The sequence below is a fragment of the Shigella sonnei genome, assembly GCF_002950395.1.
Lineage (GTDB): Bacteria > Pseudomonadota > Gammaproteobacteria > Enterobacterales > Enterobacteriaceae > ECMA0423.
Map to the genome: position 1 here is coordinate 2,829,083 of NZ_CP026802.1, position 26,322 is coordinate 2,855,404.

Sequence of the window (26,322 nt, forward strand, 5' to 3'; positions counted from 1 at the left end):
AAATCCGTGCCCCAAAAGAGAAATTAGAAACGGAAGGTTGCGGTTGCAACGACCTGACGTTCTGCGCCCCAGAAGCAGCCATAAGTCTGGAAGCAACTGGCAACATACTCACGATCGAGCAAATTGTTGACGTTCACAGCAAGGCTGGATCCCGCCATACCAAAGCGTGCCAGATCATATTTTACAACAGCATCCATTACAGCTGCGCTACCCACTTTAAAAGTGTTTGCCGGATCACCATAGCTGGAACCAATAAAACGACCACCTGTTCCCAATGTTAAACCAGAAAGCGGCCCTTCATTGAAGGTATAATCCCCCAGAGAGATGCCATATGCTCCGGTACTTGTTCTGGAGTTTTACCTTTGAGATTGGTGTCTTTGGTGTATTCCGCATCGGTGTAGGTATAAGAAGCCGTCAAGTTAATATTGGCATTTAACGCCGCTTTTGCTTCAAGTTCCACACCACGAGCGCGAATCTCACCTGCTGGGACTTGCGCTAATGGGTTTGTTGGGTCTGCTGTCAGGTTATTTGTTTTCGTCAATTGATAGACTGCGCCCGTAACAACGACCGGCATATCATTCGGAACATATTTTACGCCAGCTTCATACTGTTCACCTTTCGATGGCTTATAGGAAATGCGCGGGTTGCTCCACAGATCGAAAGCACTCGGTTCAAAGGACTGGCTATAGCTAAAGTAAGGTGAAATACCATTATCGAATAAGTAATTTACACCACCGCGCCAGGTGAACTGATGATCATTGCGCTCAATATAACCTTCAGTCGGCGTATAAGAGTTTTCACGAACAGTGGTCGCTTGCTTAGACCAATCGTAGCGTCCCCCAGAGTGAATACCCATTTATTCCATTCCGCCTGATCCTGAACATAAATACCTGTTTGTTTGCTTTCATTCATCTGGTATGGCTCTGCGCTACCAAATGCAAAGTATTCAGGGTGATATTTGTTATAAAGATCGATGGATGGTGCGGATCCAAAGCTGGCATTGATATCATTACGCATCCGCATGAAGTCTACCCCTGTCAGCAAAGTATGCTCGACGTCACCTGTAGCAAACTTACTTTCAAGTTGGGTATCAACGCTAAAGTTTTGTAGACGCTCATTATCCACCACTGTCCCGCGGTTTAGGGTATGACCATCACCAGCAATCCCTGTGCCATAAACACTTTTCTGTGAGGTTTTCATTTCACTGAAACGCAGATTCTGACGCACGGTGAAGGTGTCATTAAAACCATGTTCAAAACTATATCCCACCATTTTCTGGTTACGGGAGTATGTATTATTCGATGCACCTTCATTGAAGTCAGTCGGTAGACGCTTACCATTAGGCAATGGCTCAACGGTCCCCTCTTTCGGCAACCAACCGTAATAACCCGTTTCTGGTTCATTCTGGAAATAGGACAGGAAAGTAAAATTGGTTTTGTCGTCTGGACGCCATGAGAATGATGGAGCAATGGTATAACGCTGAGATTCAGAGTTTTTCTGCTGTTCGTTTGTTGAGCGAGCGAGGCCCGTCAAACGGTAAGAGAACTCACCGTTATCATCCAGTGCATCACTGAAATCGAATCCGGTCTGAAACAGATTATCCGTCCCCATTTTAAACTGAATTTCTTTCAGGGGTTCAGTGGTCGGACGCTTACTCACCATAGAAATAATCCCACCAGGATTACTTTTTCCATAGAGAACAGACGTCGGCCCACGCATCAGTTCAACCCTCTCAAGCATGTAAGGATCAATCACAGCATCGTTATAAAAGTTGCCCTGAAGTTTTAGTCCATCAAGGTAATTATTTTGATTCAGACCAACAGATGAGAAACCACGAATGATAACAAAATCATATGTATTAGAAGCACCACGACTGCTAACCGTAACGCCAGGTGTATAACCTAATGCTTCTTTTACAGACTGAAATTGACGCATCTGCATCTCTTCATTTGTCACAACCGAAATAGACTGCGGCGTTTTTTCAATTGGTGTATCCGTTTTAGTCGCAGTAGCAGAGTGCTTCGCCGCAATAGTTGCAGCAGGCCCCCATGCGCTTTCTTGCGGCGCAGGTGCAGCGGTAACGGTGATAGTGTCTTCTTTCGGTTCAACCGCTGCCTGTGCATAAACAGACATGCCGCTAACCGCTGTGGCTACTACAACTGCGATTTTACGCAGTGAGTGTTTTGGCTGAGCAGTTTTGGAACGCGCCATTGGTATATCTCTGATGTAAAGTGAATGATAACGTAAACGAGAATGATTATTATAAAGATAAGATAATATTCGAAACGCTGGCGGGTTCGCAAGCGGTACGCAATCTGAGCGTTCCTGAAGGGTTAATAAACAACCAGATGAAAAGAAAGGGTTAATACTTTAGGTGGGATGTTATTTTACCGGATGGCAATTCGCCATCCGGTATTTCACGCTTAGATGTTAATTACTACCAAACATATCCTTGATCCAACCGGCTACACCGTCGCTGTCTTTCTGCTCTTGCTGAGCAGGTTGCTGTTGCGGCTGTTGCTGCGGCTGAGAAGACTGATCAAACGGATTGCCTGACGGCTGCTGCTGCATCTCGCTCTGCTGGCACAGCGATTGCGGATCGCTGGTCCAGACCGGCAAGACACGCATGCCACCGCTGCAAACAAAGTTGCCGTCGTAGTCCACGCCCATATCTGCAATATCTTCTGGCGGAACAAGATTCAGCGGCGTTGGCGTCTGGTTAGCCAGATAACGCTGATAAATAGACATTGCCCCGCTGGCACCATACAGTTTGGTCGGCTGGTTGTTATCACGGCCTACCCAGGTGATGGTCACCGTGCTGCCGTCAATGCCCGCAAACCAGGTATCTACGTTATTGTTGGTAGTCCCTGTTTTCCCTGCCAGATGCAGGTTCGGGTATTTCGCCCCAAGTTGACGACCCGTACCACGTTGTACCACCTGCTGCATGGTCCATAGTGTCAGATACGCCGCCTGCGCCGGAACAGCGCGTTCTGCCTGCGGGAAGCTCTGATACAGCACCTTGCCATCTTCCGCGATTACCGAACGCAGTGCAGAAAGCGGTGCACGGTTACCGCCGCTGGCGATGGTCTGGAATGCCTGCGCCACTTCGATTGGCGTTAAGTTCAACGCCCCCAGCAGCATCGCCGGAACCGGATGCAGCTGATCTTTCGGCACGCCCAGTTTGATCCAGGTCTCCGTAACTGCAGGCAGCCCCAGCGCCATCCCCAGATTTACCGTCGGCACGTTCATCGAACGGGTCAACGCATCCACCAGCATCACTCTGCCGCTTTCGCTATAACGACGGTCATCGTTCTGCGGTGACCAGACCTGGCCATTCGGCTGACGCAGCGCGATTGGCGCATCGGCAATCCACGTGTTCAGGCGATAGATTTTCGGCTGGCTTAAAGCCGTCAGATAAGTCGCTGGTTTTGCAAGGGAACCAATCGAACGACGCGCCTGCATCGCACGGTTGTAGCCCGCAAACTGCGGCTCAGAACCTCCCACCATCGCACGAACTTCACCACTAAAGCGGTCGACGACCACAATTGCAGTTTCAAGATCGCTCAACTTACGCTGTTTCTTCAGTGCCGGAATGCCTTCCACGGCGGCTTTTTCTGCCGCGTCCTGGGCCACCGAGTCAAAGGTAGTGAAGATCTTCACGCCGGAGAGATCTTTTACCTTATCGCCTAATTTCGCCTGCAGCTCCTGACGCACCAGTTGCATAAAGGCTGGCTGTGGAGAGATTACCCCACCGCGCGGCTGTACGCCCAGAGGACGCGCGCTGAGCATTTCATACAGTTCACCATCGATAATCTGCTGTTGTTGTAGCAAACGCAGCACCAGATTACGTCGCTCCAGCGCCAGTTTCGGGTTACGCCACGGGTTGTAGATGGACGCCCCTTTCACCATACCGACTAACAGCGCCTGCTGGTCGAGGCTGAGCTCTTCTACCGGGCGACCAAAGTAATACAAGCTCGCAAGCGGGAAGCCGCGGATTTCGTTGTCGCCGCTCTGACCGAGATACACCTCGTTCATATACAGCTCAAGAATACGGTCTTTGCTGTAACGCGCGTCCATGATCAGCGCCATGTAAGCTTCGTTCGCTTTACGCCAGTAAGAACGCTCGCTGGAGAGGAACAGGTTTTTCACCAGCTGTTGCGTCAGCGTACTCGCTCCCTGCACCGTGCGTCCGGCGGTCAGGTTTGCCAGCACCGCACGTCCGATGGAGTAGAGACTGATCCCATCATGCTCGTAGAAATGACGGTCTTCTGTCGCCAGCAAAGTATCCACCAGCAAGTCCGGGAAACCACTGCGCGGCACAAACAGACGCTGCTCACCGTTTGGCGAAGAGATCATGGTGATCAGGCGCGGATCAAGACGGAAGAAACCGAACTGACGGTTGTTCTCCATATTGACGATCGTCGCCAGATGATCGCCATCAAAGGTCAGACGCGCACGCACCTGCCCTTCTTTGCTGTCCGGGAAATCAAACGGACGGCGGATCATCTCAATGCTGTTGGCCTGCACGGTAAATTCGCCAGGACGGGTCATTTTCGACACCTGACGATACTGTGTTGCCTCCAGCAGCTTCACCATTTCGTTCTTGCTGATGGTCATATCTGGTTCAAGGTTGACCATTCGGCCATAAACTGCCGCGGGCAGTTGCCAGACCTTGCCATCAATACGGCTACGAATTTTTTGATCGAGATAAACGCCGTAAATGGCGATCAGCACGGCAAAAACGATAGCCAGTTTTAACAGCAGCCATAGCCAGCCGCGTTTGCCACGAGGCTTACGCCCTTTGCCTTTGCCCTTACCTTTGCGCGGCATCGGTTCTTCATCCTCATAGTCATCATAATCGTCGTAATCATCGTCATCTTCGTAACGACGACGGCTTACCTTTTGTTTGACCGGACGCGTCGGTTTCCCTTTGCGTCCAATTGGCTCGCGGTCATTCCCGGCCATGCTTTTTCTCCGCAATATTCAGGCGCAAAAGCCCGATTTTCTGTTCTTCTGTTACAAGACAGAAGAAGATATCTCTCAAAATTTGTGCTCGATCGGTCCCCTCTCCCTTGAGGGAGAGGGTTAGGGTGAGGGTGAACGTGCGCGCTGATGCCCTCACCCCGGCCCTCTCCCACAGGGAGAGGGAGAAAACCAACCTTACGAATACTTTTTCGTCCGTCGCGTCGGTGCCGTGTTTGCCGGGTCGTCCGGCCAGACGTGTTTGGGATAACGCCCTTTCATCTCTTTTTGCACCTCACGGTACGCTCCTTTCCAGAAGGCGCTCAAATCTCGTGTGATTTGTAGTGGCCTTTGGGCGGGTGAAAGCAACTCCAGCACCAGCGGCACGCCCCCCTGGGCGATAGTCGGATTAGTGGCCTCACCAAACATCTCCTGCATTCTCACCGCCAGTGCGGGCGGGTTATCTTCATGATAACGAATGGCGATCCGGCTTCCCGTCGGCACAGTGTAATGCGCAGGCAATTCACTATCCAGACGTTGCTGCATTCCCCAATCAAGTAATCCGCGTAGTGCCTGATAAATGTCCAGTGATTTCAGGCCGCGTAGTGAATGTACGCCTGTCATATGTGGCAGCAGCCACGTTTCCAGCGCTGCCAATAAACTTTCATCATCAACCGCTGGCCAGTCATATTCCGGCAACCACTTTGCGGCGCATAACAAACGCAAGCGTAGCTGTTCCGCTTCCGCCGTCCAGTTGAGCACGCTTAAACCTTTATCACGGATGCCATTAAGCATCGCCTGATGCAACTCGTCTTCTGACGGTTTCGCCAGCGGCTGCACTTTCACCGTCAACTGACCGATTTGTAGCCGACGCCAGGCTTTCAGCGTACCTTGCGCGTCATCCCATTCCACGGTGTCAGATTGCTGCACCAGCTGCGGACAGCGTTGTACTAATTCATCAATATCGACCGGTAGCGCCAGTAAAATCCGCGCATCCGGCGAGGCGCTGCCCTGCAATAATAACGGTGCGATCAACCATTCGTGGCGGCTTAGCGCGTCGTCGGCATCGAGCATCGCTCCCATGCCGTTTGCCAGTTGATAGCGTCCATCTTGCCCACGGCGATGAGCAATGCGATCGGCAAACGCCCCGGCAAGTAGCGGCGCGATAAGCGAACTGTCTGCCTCACCGCCGCGTACGTTTAAGCGTTTTAACAGTTGCTGACTACGTTGCTGCCAGGCTGGTTGATTGCGCGAAAACGCCACGCCCAGGTCACTATTGCCCATCAGTGGCGGCTCTTCGAGAATGGCGGCAATTTTTGCCGCGGTAGCAGCTTCGTCGTCGTTCTTCGCGCTAACCAGCATTGCCGCTAAACGCGGATCGTTACCCAGCGCTGCCATTTTTTGCCCTTGCGCACTAAGCCGTTCACCGTCCAGCGCCCCCAGCATTTGTAACAGACGTTTCGCGGCCATTAGATTCACTACTGGCGGTTGATCCAGCCAGCTCATCTGCGCCGGATCGCTGCATCCCCATTGCAGTAATTCCATCAGCAAACCGGAAAGATCGCTTTGTAAGATCTCCGGTTCACTTTGCGCGGCAGCGCGTTCTGCTTGTTCTTTGGCGATTAAATGCAGGCAGATACCCGGCTCCAGACGCCCGGCGCGCCCGGCACGCTGCGTCATGGATGCCTGGCTAACGCGTTGAGTAATCAGTCGCGTAAGCCCCGTGCGCGGCTCAAAACGCGCCACACGCTCCTGGGCACAATCCACCACCAGACGAATACCTTCAATGGTTAAACTGGTTTCAGCAATATTGGTCGCCAGCACCACTTTGCGCATCCCTTGCGGTGCCGGGAGGATCGCTTTTCGCTGATCGTTCAGCGACAACGCGCCATACAGCGGGCAGAGCAACACATCACTGCCGATGCGCGAAGCCAGTTGTTCCTGCACACGCTGAATTTCTCCGACGCCAGGTAAAAATAACAGTAATGATCCGCTTTCCTGACGCAGCATTTCGGCGGTGGCTACCGCAACGGCTTCGTCAAAACGCTGATGCGCGGGCAGCGGTAAATAATGGCGTTCAACCGGAAACGAGCGCCCTTCTGAGATGACGACGGGCGCTTCTGGCAGCATTTGCTGCAAGCGGTCGTTATCCAGCGTAGCCGACATAATCAGCAGTTTAAGGTCATCACGCAGACCTTGTTGCACATCGAGTAACAGCGCCAACGCCAAATCCGCCTGCAAGCTGCGCTCATGAAATTCATCAAGGATCACCAATCCAACACCGCTCAACTCCGGGTCACGCTGGATCATCCGCGTCAGCACGCCTTCGGTAACTACTTCCAGACGGGTATTTGGCCCGACGCAGTTTTGCGCACGCATCCGGTAGCCAACGGTATCGCCTGGCTTTTCGTTAAGCAGCTCCGCCAGCCGTTGCGCGACGTTACGCGCCGCCAGACGACGCGGCTCCAGCAGGATAATTTTCCCGTTAATGCCGGGATGCGCCAGCAGTTGCAGCGGCAGCCAGGTTGATTTCCCGGCCCCGGTCGGCGCACTTAATAATACCTGCGGCGCACAATCGAGAGCGGTAAGTAATTCAGGTAAGACGGCAGCAACGGGCAACGACGACACAAAACGCTCCAGAGGGTTAACATTCTTCGCGCCACATTGTAGCATCGCGGTAATTCATAACCGAGTGCCTCACATGTCTGAACCGCAACGTCTGTTCTTTGCTATCGACTTACCTGCAGAAATCCGCGAACAGATTATCCACTGGCGCGCCACACACTTCCCACCTGAGGCGGGACGTCCGGTCGCCGCCGATAATTTGCATCTGACTCTGGCATTTTTAGGCGAAGTGAGCGCCGAGAAAGAGAAGGCGCTTTCTCTTTTAGCCGGACGGATTCGTCAACCTGGTTTCACACTCACGCTTGATGACGCCGGACAATGGCTGCGTTCGCGTGTGGTGTGGTTAGGGATGCGTCAGCCGCCACGCGGCTTAATCCAGCTGGCGAATATGCTCCGTTCACAGGCTGCCCGCAGCGGTTGTTTTCAAAGCAATCGTCCGTTTCATCCACATATTACCTTATTGCGCGACGCCAGCGAGGCGGTGACAATCCCGCCGCCAGGTTTTAACTGGTCTTATGCGGTGACGGAGTTCACCCTTTACGCCTCCTCGTTTGCCCGTGGACGCACACGCTACACGCCGCTAAAACGCTGGGCGCTAACGCAATAACAAGGATTGTCGCAATGGAATTCTCTCCCCCTCTACAGCGCGCGACGCTAATTCAGCGTTACAAACGTTTTTTAGCCGATGTGATCACACCCGATGGTCGCGAATTAACGCTACACTGCCCGAATACGGGTGCGATGACCGGTTGTGCAACGCGTGGCGATACCGTCTGGTATTCGACTTCAGACAACACCAAACGGAAATACCCACACACCTGGGAACTAACTCAAAGCCAGAGCGGCGCATTTATTTGCGTCAATACGCTTTGGGCTAACAGGTTGACGAAAGAGGCTATCCTTAATGAATCAATTTCAGAACTGTCAGGCTATAGCTCGCTGAAAAGCGAAGTAAAATACGGCGCAGAACGCAGCCGTATTGACTTTATGTTGCAGGCGGATTCGCGTCCAGACTGCTATATTGAAGTGAAATCGGTTACGTTAGCGGAGAACGAACAGGGATATTTTCCCGATGCGGTCACTGAACGAGGTCAGAAACACCTTCGGGAGTTGATGAACGTAGCGGCTGAAGGCCAGCGTGCGGTTATCTTTTTCGCCGTGCTGCATTCAGCCATTACACGGTTTTCACCCGCGCGCCACATCGATGAGAAATACGCGCAACTATTGTCAGAAGCTCAACAGAGGGGGGTAGAAATTCTGGCTTACAAAGCGGAAATTTCTGCTGAAGGCATGGCTCTTAAAAAATCACTGTCGGTTACATTGTAGTAAAGTAAGTAACTGGTTAATTTACATTCTGGTCGCGTGCGCAAATACGCTTTTCCTCACACAGTTGTCAAGTGTTACGTTTAGATAATTGCTATCCGGAAAAGCATCTGCTATTTATAGCGGCCTCATTTTTCCCCCGAACATGGGGATCGATAGTGCGTGTTAAGGAGAAGCAACATGCAAGAAGGGCAAAACCGTAAAACATCGTCCCTGAGTATTCTCGCCATCGCTGGGGTGGAACCATATCAGGAGAAGCCGGGCGAAGAGTATATGAATGAAGCCCAGCTGGCGCACTTCCGTCGTATTCTGGAAGCATGGCGTAATCAACTCAGGGATGAAGTCGATCGCACCGTTACACATATGCAGGATGAAGCAGCCAACTTCCCGGACCCGGTAGACCGTGCAGCCCAGGAAGAAGAGTTCAGCCTCGAACTGCGTAACCGCGATCGCGAGCGTAAGCTGATCAAAAAGATCGAGAAGACGCTGAAAAAAGTGGAAGACGAAGATTTCGGCTACTGCGAATCCTGCGGTGTTGAAATTGGTATTCGCCGTCTGGAAGCGCGCCCGACAGCCGATCTGTGCATCGACTGCAAAACGCTGGCTGAAATTCGCGAAAAACAGATGGCTGGCTAATTACAGCCGTTCCATCACGTTTACCACAGGCGGGAAATGCTCCCGCCTTATTTTTTGTTCAAAGAGATGACAGACACACAGTATATTGGCCGCTTCGCCCCCTCTCCTTCCGGCGAGCTTCATTTTGGCTCTCTGATCGCCGCGCTCGGCAGCTATTTGCAGGCTCGCGCCCGGCAAGGTCGCTGGCTGGTACGCATAGAAGATATCGACCCGCCTCGTGAAGTTCCCGGTGCCGCAGAAACTATCCTGCGCCAGCTGGAACATTACGGTCTGCACTGGGACGGCGATGTTCTCTGGCAATCGCAACGTCACGACGCCTATCGTGAAGCACTCGCCTGGTTACATGAACAAGGACTAAGTTATTACTGCACCTGTACGCGTGCGCGTATTCAAAGCATTGGCGGTATTTACGACGGTCATTGCCGGGTGTTGCATCATGGACCAGACAATGCCGCAGTGCGTATCCGCCAGCAGCATCCGGTCACGCAATTTACTGACCAGCTGCGCGGCATTATTCACGCCGACGAAAAACTGGCACGGGAAGATTTTATCATTCATCGCCGTGATGGGTTGTTCGCCTACAACCTGGCTGTTGTGGTTGATGATCATTTCCAGGGCGTTACAGAAATAGTGCGTGGGGCTGATCTGATTGAACCAACAGTAAGGCAAATCTCGCTGTACCAGCTTTTTGGCTGGAAAGTGCCAGATTACATTCATCTGCCGCTGGCGCTTAATCCACAAGGCGCTAAACTTTCCAAGCAGAATCATGCGCCTGCGTTGCCGAAAGGCGATCCACGTCCGGTACTAATCGCGGCACTTCAATTTCTGGGTCAGCAGGCAGAAGCACACTGGCAGGATTTCAGCGTCGAACAAATCCTTCAGTCAGCAGTCAAAAACTGGACGCTGACCGCCGTGCCCGAGTCGGCAATTGTAAATTCAACATTCTCAAATGCGTCATGCTGAGCTATGATTAGCCGCTATTTTTTTGTCCTGAATGATGTTTGACACTACCGAGGTGTACTATTTTTACCCGAGTCGCTAATTTTTGCCGCAAGGTGCTAAGCCGCGAGGAAAGCGAGGCTGAACAGGCAGTCGCCCGTCCACAGGTGACGGTGATCCCGCGTGAGCAGCATGCTATTTCCCGCAAAGATATCAGTGAAAATGCCCTGAAGGTAATGTACAGGCTCAACAAAGCGGGATACGAAGCCTGGCTGGTTGGCGGCGGCGTGCGCGACCTGTTACTTGGCAAAAAGCCGAAAGATTTTGACGTAACCACTAACGCCACGCCTGAGCAGGTGCGCAAACTGTTCCGTAACTGCCGCCTGGTGGGTCGCCGTTTCCGTCTGGCTCATGTAATGTTTGGCCCGGAGATTATCGAAGTTGCGACCTTCCGTGGACACCACGAAGGTAACGTCAGCGACCGCACGACCTCCCAACGCGGGCAAAACGGCATGTTGCTGCGCGACAACATTTTCGGCTCCATCGAAGAAGACGCCCAGCGCCGCGATTTCACTATCAACAGCCTCTATTACAGCGTAGCGGATTTTACCGTCCGTGATTACGTTGGCGGTATGAAGGATCTGAAGGACGGCGTTATCCGTCTGATTGGTAACCCGGAAACGCGCTACCGTGAAGATCCGGTACGGATGCTGCGCGCGGTACGTTTTGCCGCCAAATTGGGTATGCGCATCAGCCCGGAAACCGCAGAACCGATCCCTCGCCTCGCTACCCTGCTGAACGATATCCCACCGGCACGCCTGTTTGAAGAATCGCTTAAACTGCTACAAGCGGGCTACGGTTACGAAACCTATAAGCTGTTGTGTGAATATCATCTGTTCCAGCCGCTGTTCCCGACCATTACCCGCTACTTCACGGAAAATGGCGACAGCCCGATGGAGCGGATCATTGAACAGGTGCTGAAGAATACCGATACGCGTATCCATAACGATATGCGCGTGAACCCGGCGTTCTTGTTTGCCGCCATGTTCTGGTACCCACTGCTGGAGACGGCACAGAAGATCGCCCAGGAAAGCGGCCTGACCTATCACGACGCTTTCGCGCTGGCGATGAACGACGTGCTGGACGAAGCCTGCCGTTCACTGGCAATCCCGAAACGCCTGACGACGTTAACCCGCGATATCTGGCAGTTGCAGTTGCGTATGTCCCGACGTCAGGGTAAACGCGCATGGAAACTGCTGGAGCATCCTAAGTTCCGTGCGGCTTATGACCTGTTGGCCTTGCGAGCTGAAGTTGAACGTAACGCTGAACTGCAGCGTCTGGTGAAATGGTGGGGTGAGTTCCAGGTTTCCGCGCCACCAGATCAAAAAGGGATGCTTAACGAGTTGGATGAAGAGCCGTCACCGCGTCGCCGTACTCGTCGTCCACGCAAACGCGCACCGCGTCGTGAGGGTACCGCATGACAGTGGCGTATATTGCCATAGGCAGCAATCTGGCCTCTCCGCTGGAGCAGGTCAATGCTGCCCTGAAAGCATTAGGCGATATCCCTGAAAGCCACATTCTTGCCGTTTCTTCGTTTTACCGCACTCCACCGCTGGGGCCGCAAGATCAACCCGATTACCTCAACGCCGCCGTGGCGCTTGAAACTTCGCTCGCCCCGGAAGAGTTACTCAACCATACACAGCGCATAGAACTGCAACAGGGTCGTGTTCGTAAAGCTGAACGCTGGGGACCACGCACGCTGGATCTCGATATCATGCTGTTTGGTAATGAAGTGATAAATACCGAACGCCTGACCGTTCCGCACTACGATATGAAGAATCGTGGATTTATGCTGTGGCCGCTGTTTGAGATTGCACCGGAGCTGGCGTTTCCTGATGGGGAGACGTTGCGTGAAGTCTTACATACAAGAGCATTTGACGAATTAAGCAAATGGTAATTTATTTATATTACGAATATAAATATTTTCTGAAAATCATACATCCTCTCTTTCCTTAATAAAAATTTTAGTTTAAACATTTTTGCAGAAACATAATATAAATTCCCGCAGATAAATATCAATCCCATCGCCATACCCTAACCAATTGCACTTGTGAATTTATTTTTGCTTAATTTTGAATTAAGAAAATTTAATTTGTTCAAAAGCCCTTAAAGTGCACAATAGGCGTCCTAATGAACAATGGTTGTAAATTTTGGTAACAAATATCATTGCTCATTAATATCTAGCATCTGCTTATAACATTTGTGTCATGAATAGTCATTCTTCAAACCAGTAGTCTGACTAATGGAATTTTATTCAAGGATTTTTATGTCTAAAAAATTAGGTTTTGCCCTGTCTGGTCTTATGCTGGCAATGGTTGCAGGTACTGCTTCTGCTGATATGGATGGTGGTCAGTTAAATATCAGTGGTCTGGTTGTTGATAACACCTGTGAAACCCGCGTTGACGGCGGTAATAAAGATGGTCTGATCCTGCTGCAAACTGCAACTGTTGGTGAAATCGATGCTGGCGTGCTGAATGACACCGTTGGCGCTAAAGCCAAACCTTTCAGCATCACCGTTGACTGCAGCAAAGCAAATCCGAATCCAGGTAGTACAGCTAAAATGACCTTCGGTTCTGTTTTCTTTGGTAATAGCAAAGGAACGCTGAACAACGACATGTCTATTAACAACCCGTCTGACGGCGTGAATATCGCTCTGCACAATATTGATGGTTCCACTATCAAACAGGTTCAAATTAACAACCCTGGCGATGTGTATACTAAAGCCCTGGATGCAACGACAAAATCTGCTGTTTATGATTTTAAAGCGTCTTACGTTCGTGCCGTCGCAGACCAAACAGCAACTGCTGGTTATGTAAAAACTAACACTGCATACACCATTACTTATCAGTAAGTATTCACCAATTAAATTGATTGAATGAATATACAGGGAATAGTGTTAATAATTTCTATTTTTATATTATTCCCTGTTTTAATTAACTCTGTCAGGGATGGTTTATGTTTTTTAACACCAAACATACAACAGCTTTATGCTTCGTAACCTGTATGGCTTTTAGTTCATCGTCTATTGCGGACATTGTCATTTCGGGTACTCGCGTAATATATAAAAGCGATCAAAAAAGTGTCAACGTACGTCTGGAAAATAAAGGGAATAACCCGTTGCTTGTCCAGAGTTGGTTAGATACTGGCGATAACAACGCTGAGCCTGGCAGTATTACAGTCCCTTTTACTGCCACGCCGCCAGTATCGCGTATTGATGCCAAACGTGGGCAAACAATCAAATTAATGTACACAGCCAGCACCTCACTGCCTAAAGACAGAGAGAGCGTGTTCTGGTTTAACGTACTGGAAGTTCCACCAAAACCAGATGCAGAAAAGGTCGCGAATCAAAGTCTGCTGCAACTGGCATTTCGCACACGTATAAAACTTTTCTATCGCCCGGATGGATTGAAGGGAAATCCCTCTGAAGCCCCGTTAGCCCTGAAGTGGTTCTGGTCAGGTTCAGAAGGTAAGGCGTCATTGCGAGTGACCAATCCAACCCCTTACTACGTCTCTTTTAGCAGTGGTGATTTAGAAGCTAGCGGTAAACGCTATCCGATTGATGTGAAAATGATTGCACCATTTAGTGATGAGGTCATGAAAGTCACTGGCCTTAATGGCAAAGCAAGTTCTGCAAAAGTACATTTTTACGCCATTAATGATTTTGGTGGCGCCATTGAAGGTAATGCCAGTCTGTAATCAGGCAAGGATATAATTCCGCAGGAAGCATAACGTGACTATAAAACCAACTAAAAATTATCATAATCATCTGACCCGTATCGCTACGTTTTGCGCGCTGCTGTATTGCAATAGTGCTTTCTGTGCTGAACTTGTTGAATATGACCATACCTTCCTGATGGGGCAGAATGCCTCAAATATTGATCTCAGCCGGTATAGTGAAGGTAACCCTGCTATACCGGGTATGTACGACGTCAGTGTTTATGTCAACGATCAACCTATTATTAACCAAAGCATTACATTTATTGAAATTGAAGGAAAAAAAACGCACAAGCCTGTATCACACTTAAGAATTTATTGCAGTTTCATATAAATTCTCCCGATATAAATAACGAAAAAGCCGTTCTGCTTGCCAGGGATGAAACACTCGGCAATTGCCTTAATTTGACGGAAATTATCCCTCAGGCTTCTGTTCGTTATGACGTTAACGAGCAACGTCTGGATATAGACGTTCCTCAGGCATGGGTAATGAAAAATTACCAAAACTATGTTGATCCATCGTTATGGGAAAATGGCATTAATGCGGCCATGTTGTCATACAACCTCAACGGATATCATAGTGAAACTCCTGGTCGAAGAAATGACAGCATTTATGCTGCTTTTAACGGTGGGATGAATTTAGGTGCATGGCGACTGCGTGCCTCAGGCAACTACAACTGGATGACCGATTCTGGCAGTAATTATGATTTTAAGAATCGGTATATACAGCGTGATATCGCCTCGCTGCGTTCTCAACTCATTCTTGGTGAGTCTTATACAACGGGCGAAACCTTTGATTCTGTCAGTATCCGCGGCATTCGTTTATACAGCGACAGCCGCATGTTGCCTCCGACATTAGCGAGTTTTGCGCCTATCATTCATGGCGTTGCTAATACCAACGCCAAAGTCACTATTACGCAAGGTGGCTATAAGATTTATGAAACGACTGTGCCGCCAGGCGCTTTCGTCATTGATGATCTGAGTCCGTCAGGTTACGGCAGCGATCTTATTGTTACTGTCGAAGAATCCGATGGCTCAAAGCGGACATTCTCGCAACCTTTTTCATCGGTCGTTCAAATGTTACGCCCTGGCGTTGGACGTTGGGATATTAGCGGCGGCCAGGTCTTAAAAGATGATATTCAGGATGAGCCTAATTTATTTCAGGCCAGCTACTACTACGGTCTGAATAACTATCTAACGGGTGGTGATGCTGCCAACTTACTGATTTAGTGTATGATGGTGTTTTTGAGGTGCTCCAGTGGCTTCTGTTTCTATCAGCTGTCCCTCCTGTTCAGCTACTGACGGGGTGGTGCGTAACGGCAAAAGCACTGCCGGACATCAGCGCTATCTCTGCTCTCACTGCCGTAAAACATGGCAACTGCAGTTCACTTACACCGCTTCTCAACCCGGTACGCACCAGAAAATCATTGATATGGCCATGAATGGCGTTGGATGCCGGGCAACTGCACGCATTATGGGCGTTGGCCTCAACACGATTTTACGTCACTTAAAAAACTCAGGCCGCAGTCGGTAACCTCGCGCATACAGCCGGGCAGTGACGTCATCGTCTGCGCGGAAATGGACGAACAGTGGGGCTATGTCGGGGCTAAATCGCGCCAGCGCTCGCTGTTTTACGCGTATGACAGTCTCCGGAAGACGGTTGTTGCGCACGTATTCGGTGAACGCACTATGGCGACGCTGGGGCGTCTTATGAGCCTGCTGTCACCCTTTGACGTGGTGATATGGATGACGGATGGCTGGCCGCTGTATGAATCCCGCCTGAAGGGAAAGCTGCACGTAATCAGCAAGCGATATACGCAGCGAATTGAGCGGCATAACCTGAATCTGAGGCAGCACCTGGCACGGCTGGGACGGAAGTCGCTGTCGTTCTCAAAATCGGTGGAGCTGCATGACAAAGTCATCGGGCATTATCTGAACATAAAACACTATCAATAAGTTGGAGTCATTACCCGATTACTGGGCTTCCGGACAAAATCGTAGCAATTACTCTATTGGCTACAGTAACAGTGCATCCTGGGGCAGCTACAGTGTCAGTGCCCAGCGTTCATGGAATGAAGACGGCGACACTGACGATAGCGTTTATCTCAGTTTCACCATTCCTATTGAAAAATTACTTGGCACTGAACAACGGACTTCAGGTTTCCAGAGTATTGATACTCAAATGAGCAGTGACTTTAAGGGTAATAACCAACTCAACGTCAGTAGCAGTGGCTATAGTGATAACGCTCGCGTCAGTTATAGCGTAAATACTGGCTATACGATGAATAAAGCCAGCAAAGATTTGAGTTATGTTGGGGGTTATGCCAGCTATGAATCACCGTGGGGAACCCTGGCAGGTTCAGTTTCTGCAAATAGCGATAACAGTCGTCAAGTGTCTCTCAGCACCGATGTCAGCGCCAGTGATATAAGACGGTAATTCGCCATTTGGATTGTCCGCTCCACCCAACATGTTGTTTCCTTAAGGTTCTCACACCAGAAAGGACATCAACATGCTGAGCAGAGAGGACTTTTACATGATAAAGCAAATGCGCCAGCAGGGCGCGTACATCGTTGATATTGCGACTCAGATTGGTTGCTCTGAACGGACGGTCAGACGCTACCTCAAATACCCTGAACCGCCAGCCAGAAAGACCCGCCACAAAATGGTTAAGCTGAAACCGTTTATGGATTACATCGACATGCGCCTGGCAGAGAATGTCTGGAATAGCGAGGTTATCTTCGCGGAGATTAAGGCAATGGGTTATACGGGCGGACGTTCCATGCTGCGTTACTACATCCAGCCCAAACGTAAAATGCGTCCGTCAAAAAGAACAGTTCGCTTCGAAACTCAGCCTGGATACCAGCTCCAGCATGACTGGGGCGAAGTTGAGGTGGAGGTTGCCGGGCAACGGTGCAAAGTTAACTTTGCGGTTAATACGCTGGGGTTCTCCCGCAGCTTCCATGTCTTCGCCGCACCAAAACAGGATGCTGAGCATACCTACGAATCACTGGTTCGCGCCTTCCGCTACTTCGGTGGTTGTGTGAAAACGGTGCTGGTTGATAACCAGAAGGCTGCGGTGCTGAAGAATAACAACGGGAAAGTCGTGTTCAACTCCGGATTCCTGTTGCTGGCTGACCACTATAACTTCCTGCCACGGGCATGCCGTCCACGCAGGGCCAGAACAAAAGGTAAGGTTGAGCGGATGGTGAAATACCTCAAGGAGAACTTCTTCGTCCGGTACCGCAGGTTCGACAGCTTCACTCATGTCAATCAACAACTGGAGCAATGGATAGCCGATGTGGCTGACAAACGGGAGCTTCGCCAGTTCAAAGAAACGCCGGAACAGCGCTTCGCGCTGGAGCAGGAACATCTGCAGCCGTTACCGGATACAGACTTCGATACCAGTTACTTCGATATCCGCCATGTGTCCTGGGACAGCTATATCGAGGTTGGTGGTAATCGTTACAGCGTTCCCGAAGCGCTGTGTGGTCAGCCGGTATCGATACGAATATCGCTGGATGACGAGTTGCGGATCTACAGTAATGAGAAACTGGTGGCCTCACATCGCCTCTGTTCAGCATCGTCTGGCTGGCAGACAGTGCCGGAGCATCACGCCCCGCTCTGGCAGCAGGTCAGTCAGGTGGAACATCGACCACTGAGTGCCTATGAGGAGCTGTTGTGATGCATGAACTGGAAGTCCTGCTGAGTCGCCTGAAAATGGAGCATCTGAGTTATCACGTTGAAAGCCTGCTGGAACAGGCAGCTAAAAAAGAGCTGAACTACCGGGAGTTCCTGTGCATGGCGCTACAGCAGGAATGGAACGGCAGGCATCAGCGCGGTATGGAGTCCAGGCTGAAGCAGGCTCGTCTGCCGTGGGTCAAAACGCTGGAGCAGTTCGACTTTACCTTCCAGCCGGGCATCGACCGTAAGGTTGTCCGGGAACTGGCTGGTCTGGCGTTCGTGGAGCGCAGCGAAAACGTGATCCTGCTGGGCCCTCCTGGTGTCGGAAAAACTCATCTGGCCATAGCTCTTGGCGTGAAAGCGGTGGATGCGGGACATCGGGTACTGTTTATGCCACTGGACAGACTGATCGCGACACTGATGAAAGCGAAACAGGAAAACCGGCTGGAGCGTCAGCTACAGCAACTGAGTTATGCCCGGGTGTTGATCCTGGATGAAATAGGCTATCTGCCGATGAACAGAGAGGAAGCCAGTCTGTTCTTCCGGCTACTGAACCGTCGATATGAAAAAGCGAGCATCATACTGACGTCAAACAAAGGGTTCGCAGACTGGGGAGAAATGTTCGGAGATCACGTACTGGCAACAGCGATCCTGGATCGGCTGCTACATCACTCAACCACGCTGAATATCAAAGGAGAGAGTTACCGGTTAAAAGAGAAACGTAAAGCTGGAGTGCTGACCAAAAACACAACGCCAATCAGTGATGATGAAATGGTGGAAAGCGGACAGCATCAGTAACGAAAGTATTTAGCGGGCATGAAAATGGCAAATAACGGTCAAACATCGTGGCGTTGACACCGACGGTGGTTTTGTATTGCATAGCGGCGGCCTGACCTTCAGTAATGACAGTTTTAGCGACTCCGATACACTGGCGGTAGTTCAGGCTCCAGGTGCTCAAGGAGCGCGAATAAATTATGGCAACAGTACTATCGATCGATGGGGTTATGGTGTCACCAGCGCTCTTTCTCCTTATCATGAAAACCGTATCGCGCTGGATATCAACGATCTTGAGAACGATGTTGAATTAAAAAGTACCAGTGCAGTAGCTGTACCGCGTCAGGGTTCAGTCGTCTTTGCTGATTTTGAAACCGTGCAAGGGCAATCAGCCATTATGAACATCACACGAAGTGATGGTAAAAATATTCCATTTGCTGCAGATATTTATGATGAGCAAGGCAATGTCATTGGTAATGTTGGACAGGGTGGACAAGCATTTGTTCGTGGCATTGAGCAGCAGGGAAATATCAGCATTAAATGGCTCGAAGAAAGTAAACCCGTAAGTTGTCTTGCGCATTATCAACAAAGTTCAGAAGCAGAAAAAATAGCGCAATCTAGGTAATGACTCCAACTTATTGATAGTGTTTTATGTTCAGATAATGCCCGATGACTTTGTCATGCAGCTCCACCGATTTTGAGAACGACAGCGACTTCCGTCCCAGCCGTGCCAGGTGCTGCCTCAGATTCAGGTTATGCCGCTCAATTCGCTGCGTATATCGCTTGCTGATTACGTGCAGCTTTCCCTTCAGGCGGGATTCATACAGCGGCCAGCCATCCGTCATCCATATCACCACGTCAAAGGGTGACAGCAGGCTCATAAGACGCCCCAGCGTCGCCATAGTGCGTTCACCGAATACGTGCGCAACAACCGTCTTCCGGAGACTGTCATACGCGTAAAACAGCCAGCGCTGGCGCGATTTAGCCCCGACATAGCCCCACTGTTCGTCCATTTCCGCGCAGACGATGACGTCACTGCCCGGCTGTATGCGCGAGGTTACCGACTGCGGCCTGAGTTTTTTAAGTGACGTAAAATCGTGTTGAGGCCAACGCCCATAATGCGTGCAGTTGCCCGGCATCCAACGCCATTCATGGCCATATCAATGATTTTCTGGTGCGTACCGGGTTGGGAAGCGGTGTAAGTGAACTGCAGTTGCCATGTTTTACGGCAGTGAGAGCAGAGATAGCGCTGATGTCCGGCAGTGCTTTTGCCGTTACGCACCACCCCGTCAGTAGCTGAACAGGAGGGACAGCTGATAGAAACAGAAGCCACTGGAGCACCTCAAAAACACCATCATACACTAAATCAGTAAGTTGGCAGCATCACCCGCAATCTATTATTCTGAATGGAATTCGGTGTCAGATTCAGTAACTACAAGGAACGTCAAATGATAAAAATAACGCCACATAAAATAGCGATACTGATGGGAATATTATTATCACCATCAGTATTTGCAACGGATATTAATGTAGAGTTTACAGCCACTGTCAAAGTAGACTGGCCCCCTGAATCTCCAGACAACCAGTATCACTTAAATAAGTGATAGTCTTAATACTAGTTTTTAGACTAGTCATTGGAGTACAGATGATTGATGTCTTAGGGCCGGAGAAACGCAGACGGCGTACCACACAGGAAAAGATCGCAATTGTTCAGCAGAGCTTTGAACCGGGGATGACGGTCTCCCTCGTTGCCCGGCAACATGGTGTAGCAGCCAGCCAGTTATTTCTCTGGCGTAAGCAATACCAGGAAGGAAGTCTTACTGCTGTGGCCGCCGGAGAACAGGTTGTTCCTGCCTCTGAACTTGCTGCCGCCATGAAGCAGATTAAAGAACTCCAGCGCCTGCTCGGCAAGAAAACGATGGAAAATGAACTCCTCAAAGAAGCCGTTGAATATGGACGGGCAAAAAAGTGGATAGCGCACGCGCCCTTATTGCCCGGGGATGGGGAGTAAGCTTAGTCAGCCGTTGTCTCCGGGTGTCGCGTGCGCAGTTGCACGTCATTCTCAGACGAACCGATGACTGGATGGATGGCCGCCGCAGTCGTCACACTGATGATACGGATGTGCTTCTCCGTATACACCATGTTATCGGAGAGCTGCCCACGTATGGTTATCGTCGGGTATGGGCGCTGCTTCGCAGACAGGCAGAACTTGATGGTATGCCTGCGATCAATGCCAAACGTGTTTACCGGATCATGCGCCAGAATGCGCTGTTGCTTGAGCGAAAACCTGCTGTACCGCCATCGAAACGGGCACATACAGGCAGAGTGGCCGTGAAAGAAAGCAATCAGCGATGGTGCTCTGACGGGTTCGAGTTCTGCTGTGATAACGGAGAGAGACTGCGTGTCACGTTCGCGCTGGACTGCTGTGATCGTGAGGCACTGCACTGGGCGGTGACTACCGGCGGCTTCAACAGTGAAACAGTACAGGACGTCATGCTGGGAGCGGTGGAACGCCGCTTCGGCAACGATCTTCCGTCGTCTCCAGTGGAGTGGCTGACGGATAATGGTTCATGCTACCGGGCTAATGAAACACGCCAGTTCGCCCGGATGTTGGGACTTGAACCGAAGAACACGGCGGTGCGGAGTCCGGAGAGTAACGGAATAGCAGAGAGCTTCGTGAAAACGATAAAGCGTGACTACATCAGTATCATGCCCAAACCAGACGGGTTAACGGCAGCAAAGAACCTTGCAGAGGCGTTCGAGCATTATAACGAATGGCATCCGCATAGTGCGCTGGGTTATCGCTCGCCACGGGAATATCTGCGGCAGCGGGCTTGTAATGGGTTAAGTGATAACAGATGTCTGGAAATATAGGGGCAAATCCACAAAGCGACAACCTGTAACATCACACTTACTGGTAATAACGTCACGAATGATGGCAATAATAACTACACATTGAGAATCCCTAAGATGGGTCTGGATAAGATCGCGAATAAAACGACAGAATCTCAGGCTGATTTTAAACTGGTTGCTAGTGGGTGCAGCAGTGGCATCAGTTGGATTGATACCACTCTGACCGGAAATGCATCATCAAGCTCACCTAAGCTTATTATACCGCAGTCTGGTGATTCATCTTCGACGACAAGTAATATCGGTATGGGTTTCAAAAAACGGACTACTGATGATGCCACTTTCCTTAAACCTAACAGTGCGGAAAAGATACGCTGGAGCACAGACGAGATGCAGCCCGATAAGGGTCTTGAAATGACCGTTGCGCTACGTGAAACAGATGCAGGGCAAGGCGTACCGGGGAATTTTCGTGCACTGGCAACGTTTAATTTCATCTATCAATAAGAAGGATAATTAAGATGACATTTAAAAATTTACGTTATGGATTATCCAGCAGTGTCGTTTTGGCTGCCTCATTGTTCAGCGTACCCTCTTATGCGGCAACAGACAGCATTGGGCTGACCGTGATTACTACCGTAGAAATAGGTACTTGTACCGCTACATTAGTAAATGACTCTGATCAGGACATTTCTGTTGTTGACTTTGGCGATGTATATATTTCTGAAATCAATGCCAAGACCAAAGTTAAAACATTCAAACTCAAATTCAAAGACTGTGCGGGTATCCCCAATAAAAAAGCACAAATAAAATTAACCAAGCGAGCCACATGCGAAGGTACTGCTAATGACGGTGCGGGGCTCGCAAATGGATCCACAGCCGCAGATAAAGCAAGTGCCGTCGCCGTTGAAGTCTGGAGCACCGAAACTCCGGCAACAGGGAGCGCAACACAATTTAGTTGTGTGACACCAGCATCTCAAGAGGTCACTATCTCCAATGCAGCCAACGCGGTTGTTTATTATCCGATGAGTGCTCGACTGGTCGTCGAAAAAAATAAAACCGTAAGCAATGTCACTGCGGGTAAATTTTCTGCACCTGCCACATTTACAGTAACCTATAACTAACAGACTGACAGATCCAGGAACTATATATGCATCCCACTCAACGTAAGCTGATGAAGAGAATAATTCTGTTTCTGTCACTACAGTTTCCCATTACCTATCCAGCCATCGCTGGGCAGGATATTGACCTTGTTGCCAATGTAAAAAACAGCACTTGCAAAAGCGGAATCAGTAACCAGGGTAATATTGATCTTGGCGTCGTTGGGGTGGGATATTTTTCAGATAATGTTACTCCTGAAAGCTATCAACCAGGTGGAAAAGAGTTCACTGTCACAGTATCAGACTGTGCATTACAGGGAACTGGCGATGTGCTTAATCAGTTACATATTGATTTTAGAGCCCTTAGCGGTGTCATGGCTGCAGGTTCAAGGCAAATATTTGCCAATGAAGTCGCAACCGGGGCTAAAAATGTCGGTGTCGTTCTCTTTTCCATTCAGGACCCGACCAATATATTCAATGTTATTAGTTCAGCAGGAAATTCTCGTTCCGTGTATCCAGTAATGACTTCTGCCCTGCATAATTCTTCATGGAAATTTTATGCCAGAATGCAAAAAATCGATCCCGCGCTGGATGTCATATCTGGCCAAGTAATGAGTCATATATTAGTTGATGTGTACTACGAATAATAGATCAAAACAAATAACTGCGACTGTTACAGCAGTAGATGGTGGAGTGATAATGAAGAAATTCTTCAGACATTTTTTTTAATTCTGTGCTTGAGTTGTTATACCGCGAGTGCTGGCACTGATGATAACGTAGGATATATTGTTGGGAATAGTTACGGCGTTGGTCCGTCAGATCAAAAATGGAGAGAAACGGGGCCGAATGGCGATGCTACTGTCATATTCAGATATGCAACAAGTACAAATAATTTAGTTTTCTACAAACCGACGCAGCTTGGACCTACAGGTGTAAAATTACAGTGGAGTCAGTTAGATACCGCTTCTGGTGGTGGTTTTCTTTATTGCAACAGAAGTGATAGCACAAGTGGTAGCGCAATGCGTATTGAAAATGCAATGGTTGACTCAGGTAAAATGTATGGCTCCCATAAATTATTTAATACATCAGTTCCTGGTTTGTATTACACATTATTAATTTCAAACATGTGGTCAGCTTACGGTACCGTAACTAACGTTAGTTCACCTGGGATATACATTGGTGACTCTGCAGAACAATATTTTTCGTGGTATAATCCAAGCGAAGACGTGTTATATTGGAGTTGCAATAATGCGAATAGCACCCGTAAATACTGGGCTGTAGGTGGTATTTATCAGACCCTTACAATTGAATTCTATACAGATACAAACTTTGATCCAACAGTAACTCAACAGATCAAATTATCCAGCTCATCAAATTATCTGTATTCATTTAAAGCCTATGGCGCAGGCCAAGGTATAAATGAGCATAGTTATTTTATCAAAATCGATTTCGATCTGCTCAATGTCAAGTTGACTAATCCCACTTGTTTTACCGCTATGCTTAGTGGGGTAATGACTCCAACTTATTGATAGTGTTTTATGTTCAGATAATGCCCGATGACTTTGTCATGCAGCTCCACCGATTTTGAGAACGACAGCGACTTCCGTCCCAGCCGTGCCAGGTGCTGCCTCAGATTCAGGTTATGCCGCTCAATTCGCTGCGTATATCGCTTGCTGATTACGTGCAGCTTTCCCTTCAGGCGGGATTCATACAGCGGCCAGCCATCCGTCATCCATATCACCACGTCAAAGGGTGACAGCAGGCTCATAAGACGCCCCAGCGTCGCCATAGTGCGTTCACCGAATACGTGCGCAACAACCGTCTTCCGGAGACTGTCATACGCGTAAAACAGCCAGCGCTGGCGCGATTTAGCCCCGACATAGCCCCACTGTTCGTCCATTTCCGCGCAGACGATGACGTCACTGCCCGGCTGTATGCGCGAGGTTACCGACTGCGGCCTGAGTTTTTTAAGTGACGTAAAATCGTGTTGAGGCCAACGCCCATAATGCGTGCAGTTGCCCGGCATCCAACGCCATTCATGGCCATATCAATGATTTTCTGGTGCGTACCGGGTTGAGAAGCGGTGTAAGTGAACTGCAGTTGCCATGTTTTACGGCAGTGAGAGCAGAGATAGCGCTGATGTCCGGCAGTGCTTTTGCCGTTACGCACCACCCCGTCAGTAGCTGAACAGGAGGGACAGCTGATAGAAACAGAAGCCACTGGAGCACCTCAAAAACACCATCATACACTAAATCAGTAAGTTGGCAGCATCACCGCTTAGTGGAACTTCTGTGACTGGTTCTACGGTAAAAATGGGTGAATATAGTGCAGAACAAATCAGAAACGGTGCCACACCGGTTCCTTTTGATATTTCACTTCAAAACTGCGTTCGTGTGACTAATATTGAGACAAAATTAGTTTCAACAAAGGTTGGTACTGAAAACGGGCAACTCCTTGGTAATACTCTCACAGGTAATGACGCAGCAAAAGGAGTCGGTGTACTCATAGAAGGTTTAGCAACTAGTAAAAATCCTCTAATGACATTGAAACCTAATGATTCAAATTCTGTTTATAAAGATTACGACCCGAGAGGCAAAGACGATACAACAGGAGGAGTTTACCCGGATCAAGATACAGGTATAACATACCCTCTCCATTTCCAGGCCACGCTACAACAGGATGGAACTATACCAATAGAAGCTGGTGAGTTTAAAGCCACCAGTACTTTCCAGGTAACCTACCCTTAATAAGTCCACCGCACCGCCATCATCTGGCGGTGCGGTAATTGATAAATCATTGCCCCCACCAATGTGACTGATAAAATGCCAGGCAACACGACATCATTTATCAGGACACGTTATGAAACCGACCACCATTGCTTCACTTCAGAAATGTAAGCAGGATAAAAAGCGTTTCGCGACCATCACCGCTTACGACTACAGCTTCGCGAAACTATTTGCTGATGAAGGACTTAACGTCATGCTGGTAGGCGACTCGCTGGGCATGACGGTTCAGGGTCACGACTCCACCCTGCCGGTGACCGTTGCCGATATCGCCTACCACACTGCCTCCGTACGTCGTGGTGCGCCAAACTGCCTGCTGTTGGCTGACCTGCCGTTTATGGCGTATGCCACGCCGGAACAAGCCTTTGAAAACGCCGCAACGGTTATGCGTGCCGGTGCCAATATGGTCAAAATTGAGGGCGGTGAGTGGCTGGTCGAAACCGTAAAAATGCTGACCGAACGTGCCGTTCCTGTATGTGGTCACTTAGGTTTAACCCCACAGTCAGTGAATATTTTCGGTGGCTACAAAGTTCAGGGGCGCGGCGATGAAGCGGGCGATCAACTGCTCAGCGATGCATTAGCCTTAGAAGCCGCTGGGGCACAGCTGCTGGTGCTGGAATGCGTGCCGATTGAACTGGCAAAACGTATTACCGAAGCACTGGCGATCCCGGTTATTGGCATTGGCGCAGGCAACGTCACTGACGGGCAGATCCTCGTGATGCACGACGCCTTCGGCATTACCGGCGGTCACATTCCTAAATTCGCTAAAAATTTCCTCGCCGAAACGGGCGACATCCGCGCGGCTGTGCGGCAGTATATGGCTGAAGTGGAGTCCGGCGTTTATCCGGGCGAAGAACACAGTTTCCATTAAGGAGTC

The 26,322-nt window shown here is 49.7% G+C and carries 19 protein-coding genes and 8 pseudogenes; 22 read left to right on the plus strand and 5 right to left on the minus strand.

What is annotated here, in order from left to right:
* Positions 1-23: 23 nt before the first annotated feature.
* From fhuA to hrpB, 3 genes and pseudogenes are all read right to left on the minus strand, one after another.
* A pseudogene (gene fhuA, locus C1P89_RS14840) lies at positions 24-2,211 on the minus strand (ferrichrome porin FhuA).
* A gap of 219 nt (positions 2,212-2,430) precedes the next feature.
* On the minus strand, positions 2,431-4,965 hold the full coding sequence (gene mrcB, locus C1P89_RS14845) for a bifunctional glycosyl transferase/transpeptidase (RefSeq protein WP_000918146.1): 2,535 nt from the start codon (positions 4,963-4,965) through the stop codon (positions 2,431-2,433).
* A gap of 195 nt (positions 4,966-5,160) precedes the next feature.
* Positions 5,161-7,590, minus strand: a complete 2,430-nt coding sequence (gene hrpB / locus C1P89_RS14850; protein WP_005148626.1) for an ATP-dependent helicase HrpB — start codon at positions 7,588-7,590, stop codon at positions 5,161-5,163.
* 73 nt (positions 7,591-7,663) lie between these two features.
* On the opposite strand from hrpB, the gene thpR reads away from it, so the two are divergent.
* The 14 genes and pseudogenes from thpR to C1P89_RS14920 all read left to right on the plus strand — a co-directional run.
* Complete coding sequence (gene thpR / locus C1P89_RS14855) at positions 7,664-8,194, plus strand: RNA 2',3'-cyclic phosphodiesterase (protein WP_001294700.1); 531 nt, start codon at positions 7,664-7,666, stop codon at positions 8,192-8,194.
* A 14-nt stretch (positions 8,195-8,208) separates the two neighbouring features.
* Positions 8,209-8,913, plus strand: coding sequence for a DNA/RNA nuclease SfsA (sfsA, locus tag C1P89_RS14860; RefSeq protein ID WP_000396055.1), 705 nt, complete (start codon positions 8,209-8,211; stop codon positions 8,911-8,913).
* A gap of 177 nt (positions 8,914-9,090) precedes the next feature.
* Positions 9,091-9,546, plus strand: coding sequence for an RNA polymerase-binding protein DksA (dksA, locus tag C1P89_RS14865; RefSeq protein WP_001155227.1), 456 nt, complete (start codon positions 9,091-9,093; stop codon positions 9,544-9,546).
* Between the two features lie 66 nt (positions 9,547-9,612).
* Entirely contained in the window at positions 9,613-10,509 is an 897-nt protein-coding gene (gene gluQRS / locus C1P89_RS14870; RefSeq protein ID WP_000132716.1) for a tRNA glutamyl-Q(34) synthetase GluQRS, read from the plus strand.
* A 59-nt stretch (positions 10,510-10,568) separates the two neighbouring features.
* On the plus strand, positions 10,569-11,966 hold the full coding sequence (gene pcnB / locus C1P89_RS14875; protein WP_010723084.1) for a polynucleotide adenylyltransferase PcnB: 1,398 nt from the start codon (positions 10,569-10,571) through the stop codon (positions 11,964-11,966).
* The gene (gene folK / locus C1P89_RS14880; RefSeq protein ID WP_000215123.1) at positions 11,963-12,442 is read left to right on the plus strand and encodes a 2-amino-4-hydroxy-6-hydroxymethyldihydropteridine diphosphokinase; all 480 of its coding nucleotides are present in this window, start codon (positions 11,963-11,965) and stop codon (positions 12,440-12,442) included. Before pcnB ends, folK begins: the two co-directional genes overlap by 4 nt.
* A 369-nt stretch (positions 12,443-12,811) precedes the next feature.
* Entirely contained in the window at positions 12,812-13,396 is a 585-nt protein-coding gene (locus C1P89_RS14885) for a fimbrial protein (protein ID WP_000038438.1), read from the plus strand.
* Positions 13,397-13,500: 104 nt separating this feature from the next.
* Positions 13,501-14,241: a fimbrial chaperone gene (locus C1P89_RS14890; RefSeq protein WP_000465935.1), complete on the plus strand. Its 741-nt coding sequence runs from the start codon at positions 13,501-13,503 to the stop codon at positions 14,239-14,241.
* Between the two features lie 34 nt (positions 14,242-14,275).
* Positions 14,276-15,469, plus strand: a pseudogene (gene htrE, locus C1P89_RS14895) (Yad fimbria usher protein HtrE); the annotation flags it as partial.
* Between the two features lie 48 nt (positions 15,470-15,517).
* A protein-coding gene (locus C1P89_RS14900) for an IS1-like element IS1A family transposase (protein WP_237158186.1) occupies positions 15,518-16,215 on the plus strand; the annotation gives its coding sequence in 2 pieces (ribosomal slippage) (positions 15,518-15,767 and positions 15,767-16,215; 699 coding nt in all).
* Between the two features lie 7 nt (positions 16,216-16,222).
* Positions 16,223-16,669: pseudogene (locus tag C1P89_RS14905) on the plus strand (fimbria/pilus outer membrane usher protein); the annotation flags it as partial.
* A 100-nt stretch (positions 16,670-16,769) separates the two neighbouring features.
* Positions 16,770-17,942: an IS21-like element IS21 family transposase gene (gene istA, locus C1P89_RS14910; RefSeq protein WP_000952382.1), complete on the plus strand. Its 1,173-nt coding sequence runs from the start codon at positions 16,770-16,772 to the stop codon at positions 17,940-17,942.
* The gene (gene istB, locus C1P89_RS14915) at positions 17,942-18,739 is read left to right on the plus strand and encodes an IS21-like element IS21 family helper ATPase IstB (protein WP_000544828.1); all 798 of its coding nucleotides are present in this window, start codon (positions 17,942-17,944) and stop codon (positions 18,737-18,739) included. Before istA ends, istB begins: the two co-directional genes overlap by 1 nt.
* 52 nt (positions 18,740-18,791) lie before the next feature.
* A pseudogene (locus C1P89_RS14920) lies at positions 18,792-19,340 on the plus strand (fimbria/pilus outer membrane usher protein); the annotation flags it as partial.
* 10 nt (positions 19,341-19,350) lie between these two features.
* Here C1P89_RS14920 and C1P89_RS14925 read toward each other — a convergent pair.
* A protein-coding gene (locus C1P89_RS14925) for an IS1-like element IS1A family transposase (RefSeq protein WP_094096600.1) occupies positions 19,351-20,048 on the minus strand; the annotation gives its coding sequence in 2 pieces (ribosomal slippage) (positions 19,351-19,799 and positions 19,799-20,048; 699 coding nt in all).
* A gap of 115 nt (positions 20,049-20,163) precedes the next feature.
* Between C1P89_RS14925 and C1P89_RS26015 the strand changes: the two are divergent.
* The 6 genes and pseudogenes from C1P89_RS26015 to C1P89_RS14950 all read left to right on the plus strand — a co-directional run.
* Positions 20,164-20,268: pseudogene (locus C1P89_RS26015) on the plus strand (fimbrial protein); the annotation flags it as partial.
* Between the two features lie 92 nt (positions 20,269-20,360).
* A protein-coding gene (locus C1P89_RS14930) for an IS3-like element IS2 family transposase (protein WP_088895425.1) occupies positions 20,361-21,589 on the plus strand; the annotation gives its coding sequence in 2 pieces (ribosomal slippage) (positions 20,361-20,676 and positions 20,676-21,589; 1,230 coding nt in all).
* A 12-nt stretch (positions 21,590-21,601) separates the two neighbouring features.
* Positions 21,602-22,069, plus strand: a pseudogene (locus tag C1P89_RS14935) (fimbrial protein); the annotation flags it as partial.
* Positions 22,070-22,083: 14 nt separating this feature from the next.
* Positions 22,084-22,686 (plus strand): fimbrial-like protein YadL, encoded by a 603-nt coding sequence (gene yadL, locus C1P89_RS14940; protein ID WP_000143208.1) that lies wholly within the window; start codon positions 22,084-22,086, stop codon positions 22,684-22,686.
* Positions 22,687-22,712: 26 nt separating this feature from the next.
* Complete coding sequence (locus C1P89_RS14945) at positions 22,713-23,309, plus strand: fimbrial-like protein (RefSeq protein ID WP_000553764.1); 597 nt, start codon at positions 22,713-22,715, stop codon at positions 23,307-23,309.
* Between the two features lie 60 nt (positions 23,310-23,369).
* Positions 23,370-24,170: pseudogene (locus C1P89_RS14950) on the plus strand (fimbrial-like adhesin); the annotation flags it as partial.
* A 14-nt stretch (positions 24,171-24,184) separates the two neighbouring features.
* Here the strand turns inward: C1P89_RS14950 and C1P89_RS14955 are convergent.
* A protein-coding gene (locus C1P89_RS14955) for an IS1-like element IS1A family transposase (protein WP_094096600.1) occupies positions 24,185-24,882 on the minus strand; the annotation gives its coding sequence in 2 pieces (ribosomal slippage) (positions 24,185-24,633 and positions 24,633-24,882; 699 coding nt in all).
* Positions 24,883-24,932: 50 nt separating this feature from the next.
* On the opposite strand from C1P89_RS14955, the pseudogene C1P89_RS14960 reads away from it, so the two are divergent.
* Both C1P89_RS14960 and panB read left to right on the plus strand, forming a co-directional pair.
* Positions 24,933-25,409: pseudogene (locus tag C1P89_RS14960) on the plus strand (fimbrial protein); the annotation flags it as partial.
* A 112-nt stretch (positions 25,410-25,521) separates the two neighbouring features.
* Entirely contained in the window at positions 25,522-26,316 is a 795-nt protein-coding gene (panB, locus tag C1P89_RS14965) for a 3-methyl-2-oxobutanoate hydroxymethyltransferase (RefSeq protein WP_000805450.1), read from the plus strand.
* Positions 26,317-26,322: the final 6 nt, after the last annotated feature.

Bases quoted from the DNA above. Each gene is read 5' to 3' on its own strand.
- yadL (WP_000143208.1), top strand. From the start codon at position 22,084: ATGACATTTAAAAATTTACGTTATGGATTATCCAGCAGTGTCGTTTTG.
- C1P89_RS14945 (WP_000553764.1), top strand. From the start codon at position 22,713: ATGCATCCCACTCAACGTAAGCTGATGAAGAGAATAATTCTGTTTCTG.
- panB (WP_000805450.1), top strand. From the start codon at position 25,522: ATGAAACCGACCACCATTGCTTCACTTCAGAAATGTAAGCAGGATAAA.
- istB (WP_000544828.1), top strand. From the start codon at position 17,942: ATGCATGAACTGGAAGTCCTGCTGAGTCGCCTGAAAATGGAGCATCTG.
- dksA (WP_001155227.1), top strand. From the start codon at position 9,091: ATGCAAGAAGGGCAAAACCGTAAAACATCGTCCCTGAGTATTCTCGCC.
- C1P89_RS14885 (WP_000038438.1), top strand. From the start codon at position 12,812: ATGTCTAAAAAATTAGGTTTTGCCCTGTCTGGTCTTATGCTGGCAATG.
- sfsA (WP_000396055.1), top strand. From the start codon at position 8,209: ATGGAATTCTCTCCCCCTCTACAGCGCGCGACGCTAATTCAGCGTTAC.
- mrcB (WP_000918146.1), bottom strand. From the start codon at position 4,965: ATGGCCGGGAATGACCGCGAGCCAATTGGACGCAAAGGGAAACCGACG.
- gluQRS (WP_000132716.1), top strand. From the start codon at position 9,613: ATGACAGACACACAGTATATTGGCCGCTTCGCCCCCTCTCCTTCCGGC.
- istA (WP_000952382.1), top strand. From the start codon at position 16,770: ATGCTGAGCAGAGAGGACTTTTACATGATAAAGCAAATGCGCCAGCAG.
- C1P89_RS14890 (WP_000465935.1), top strand. From the start codon at position 13,501: ATGTTTTTTAACACCAAACATACAACAGCTTTATGCTTCGTAACCTGT.
- folK (WP_000215123.1), top strand. From the start codon at position 11,963: ATGACAGTGGCGTATATTGCCATAGGCAGCAATCTGGCCTCTCCGCTG.
- thpR (WP_001294700.1), top strand. From the start codon at position 7,664: ATGTCTGAACCGCAACGTCTGTTCTTTGCTATCGACTTACCTGCAGAA.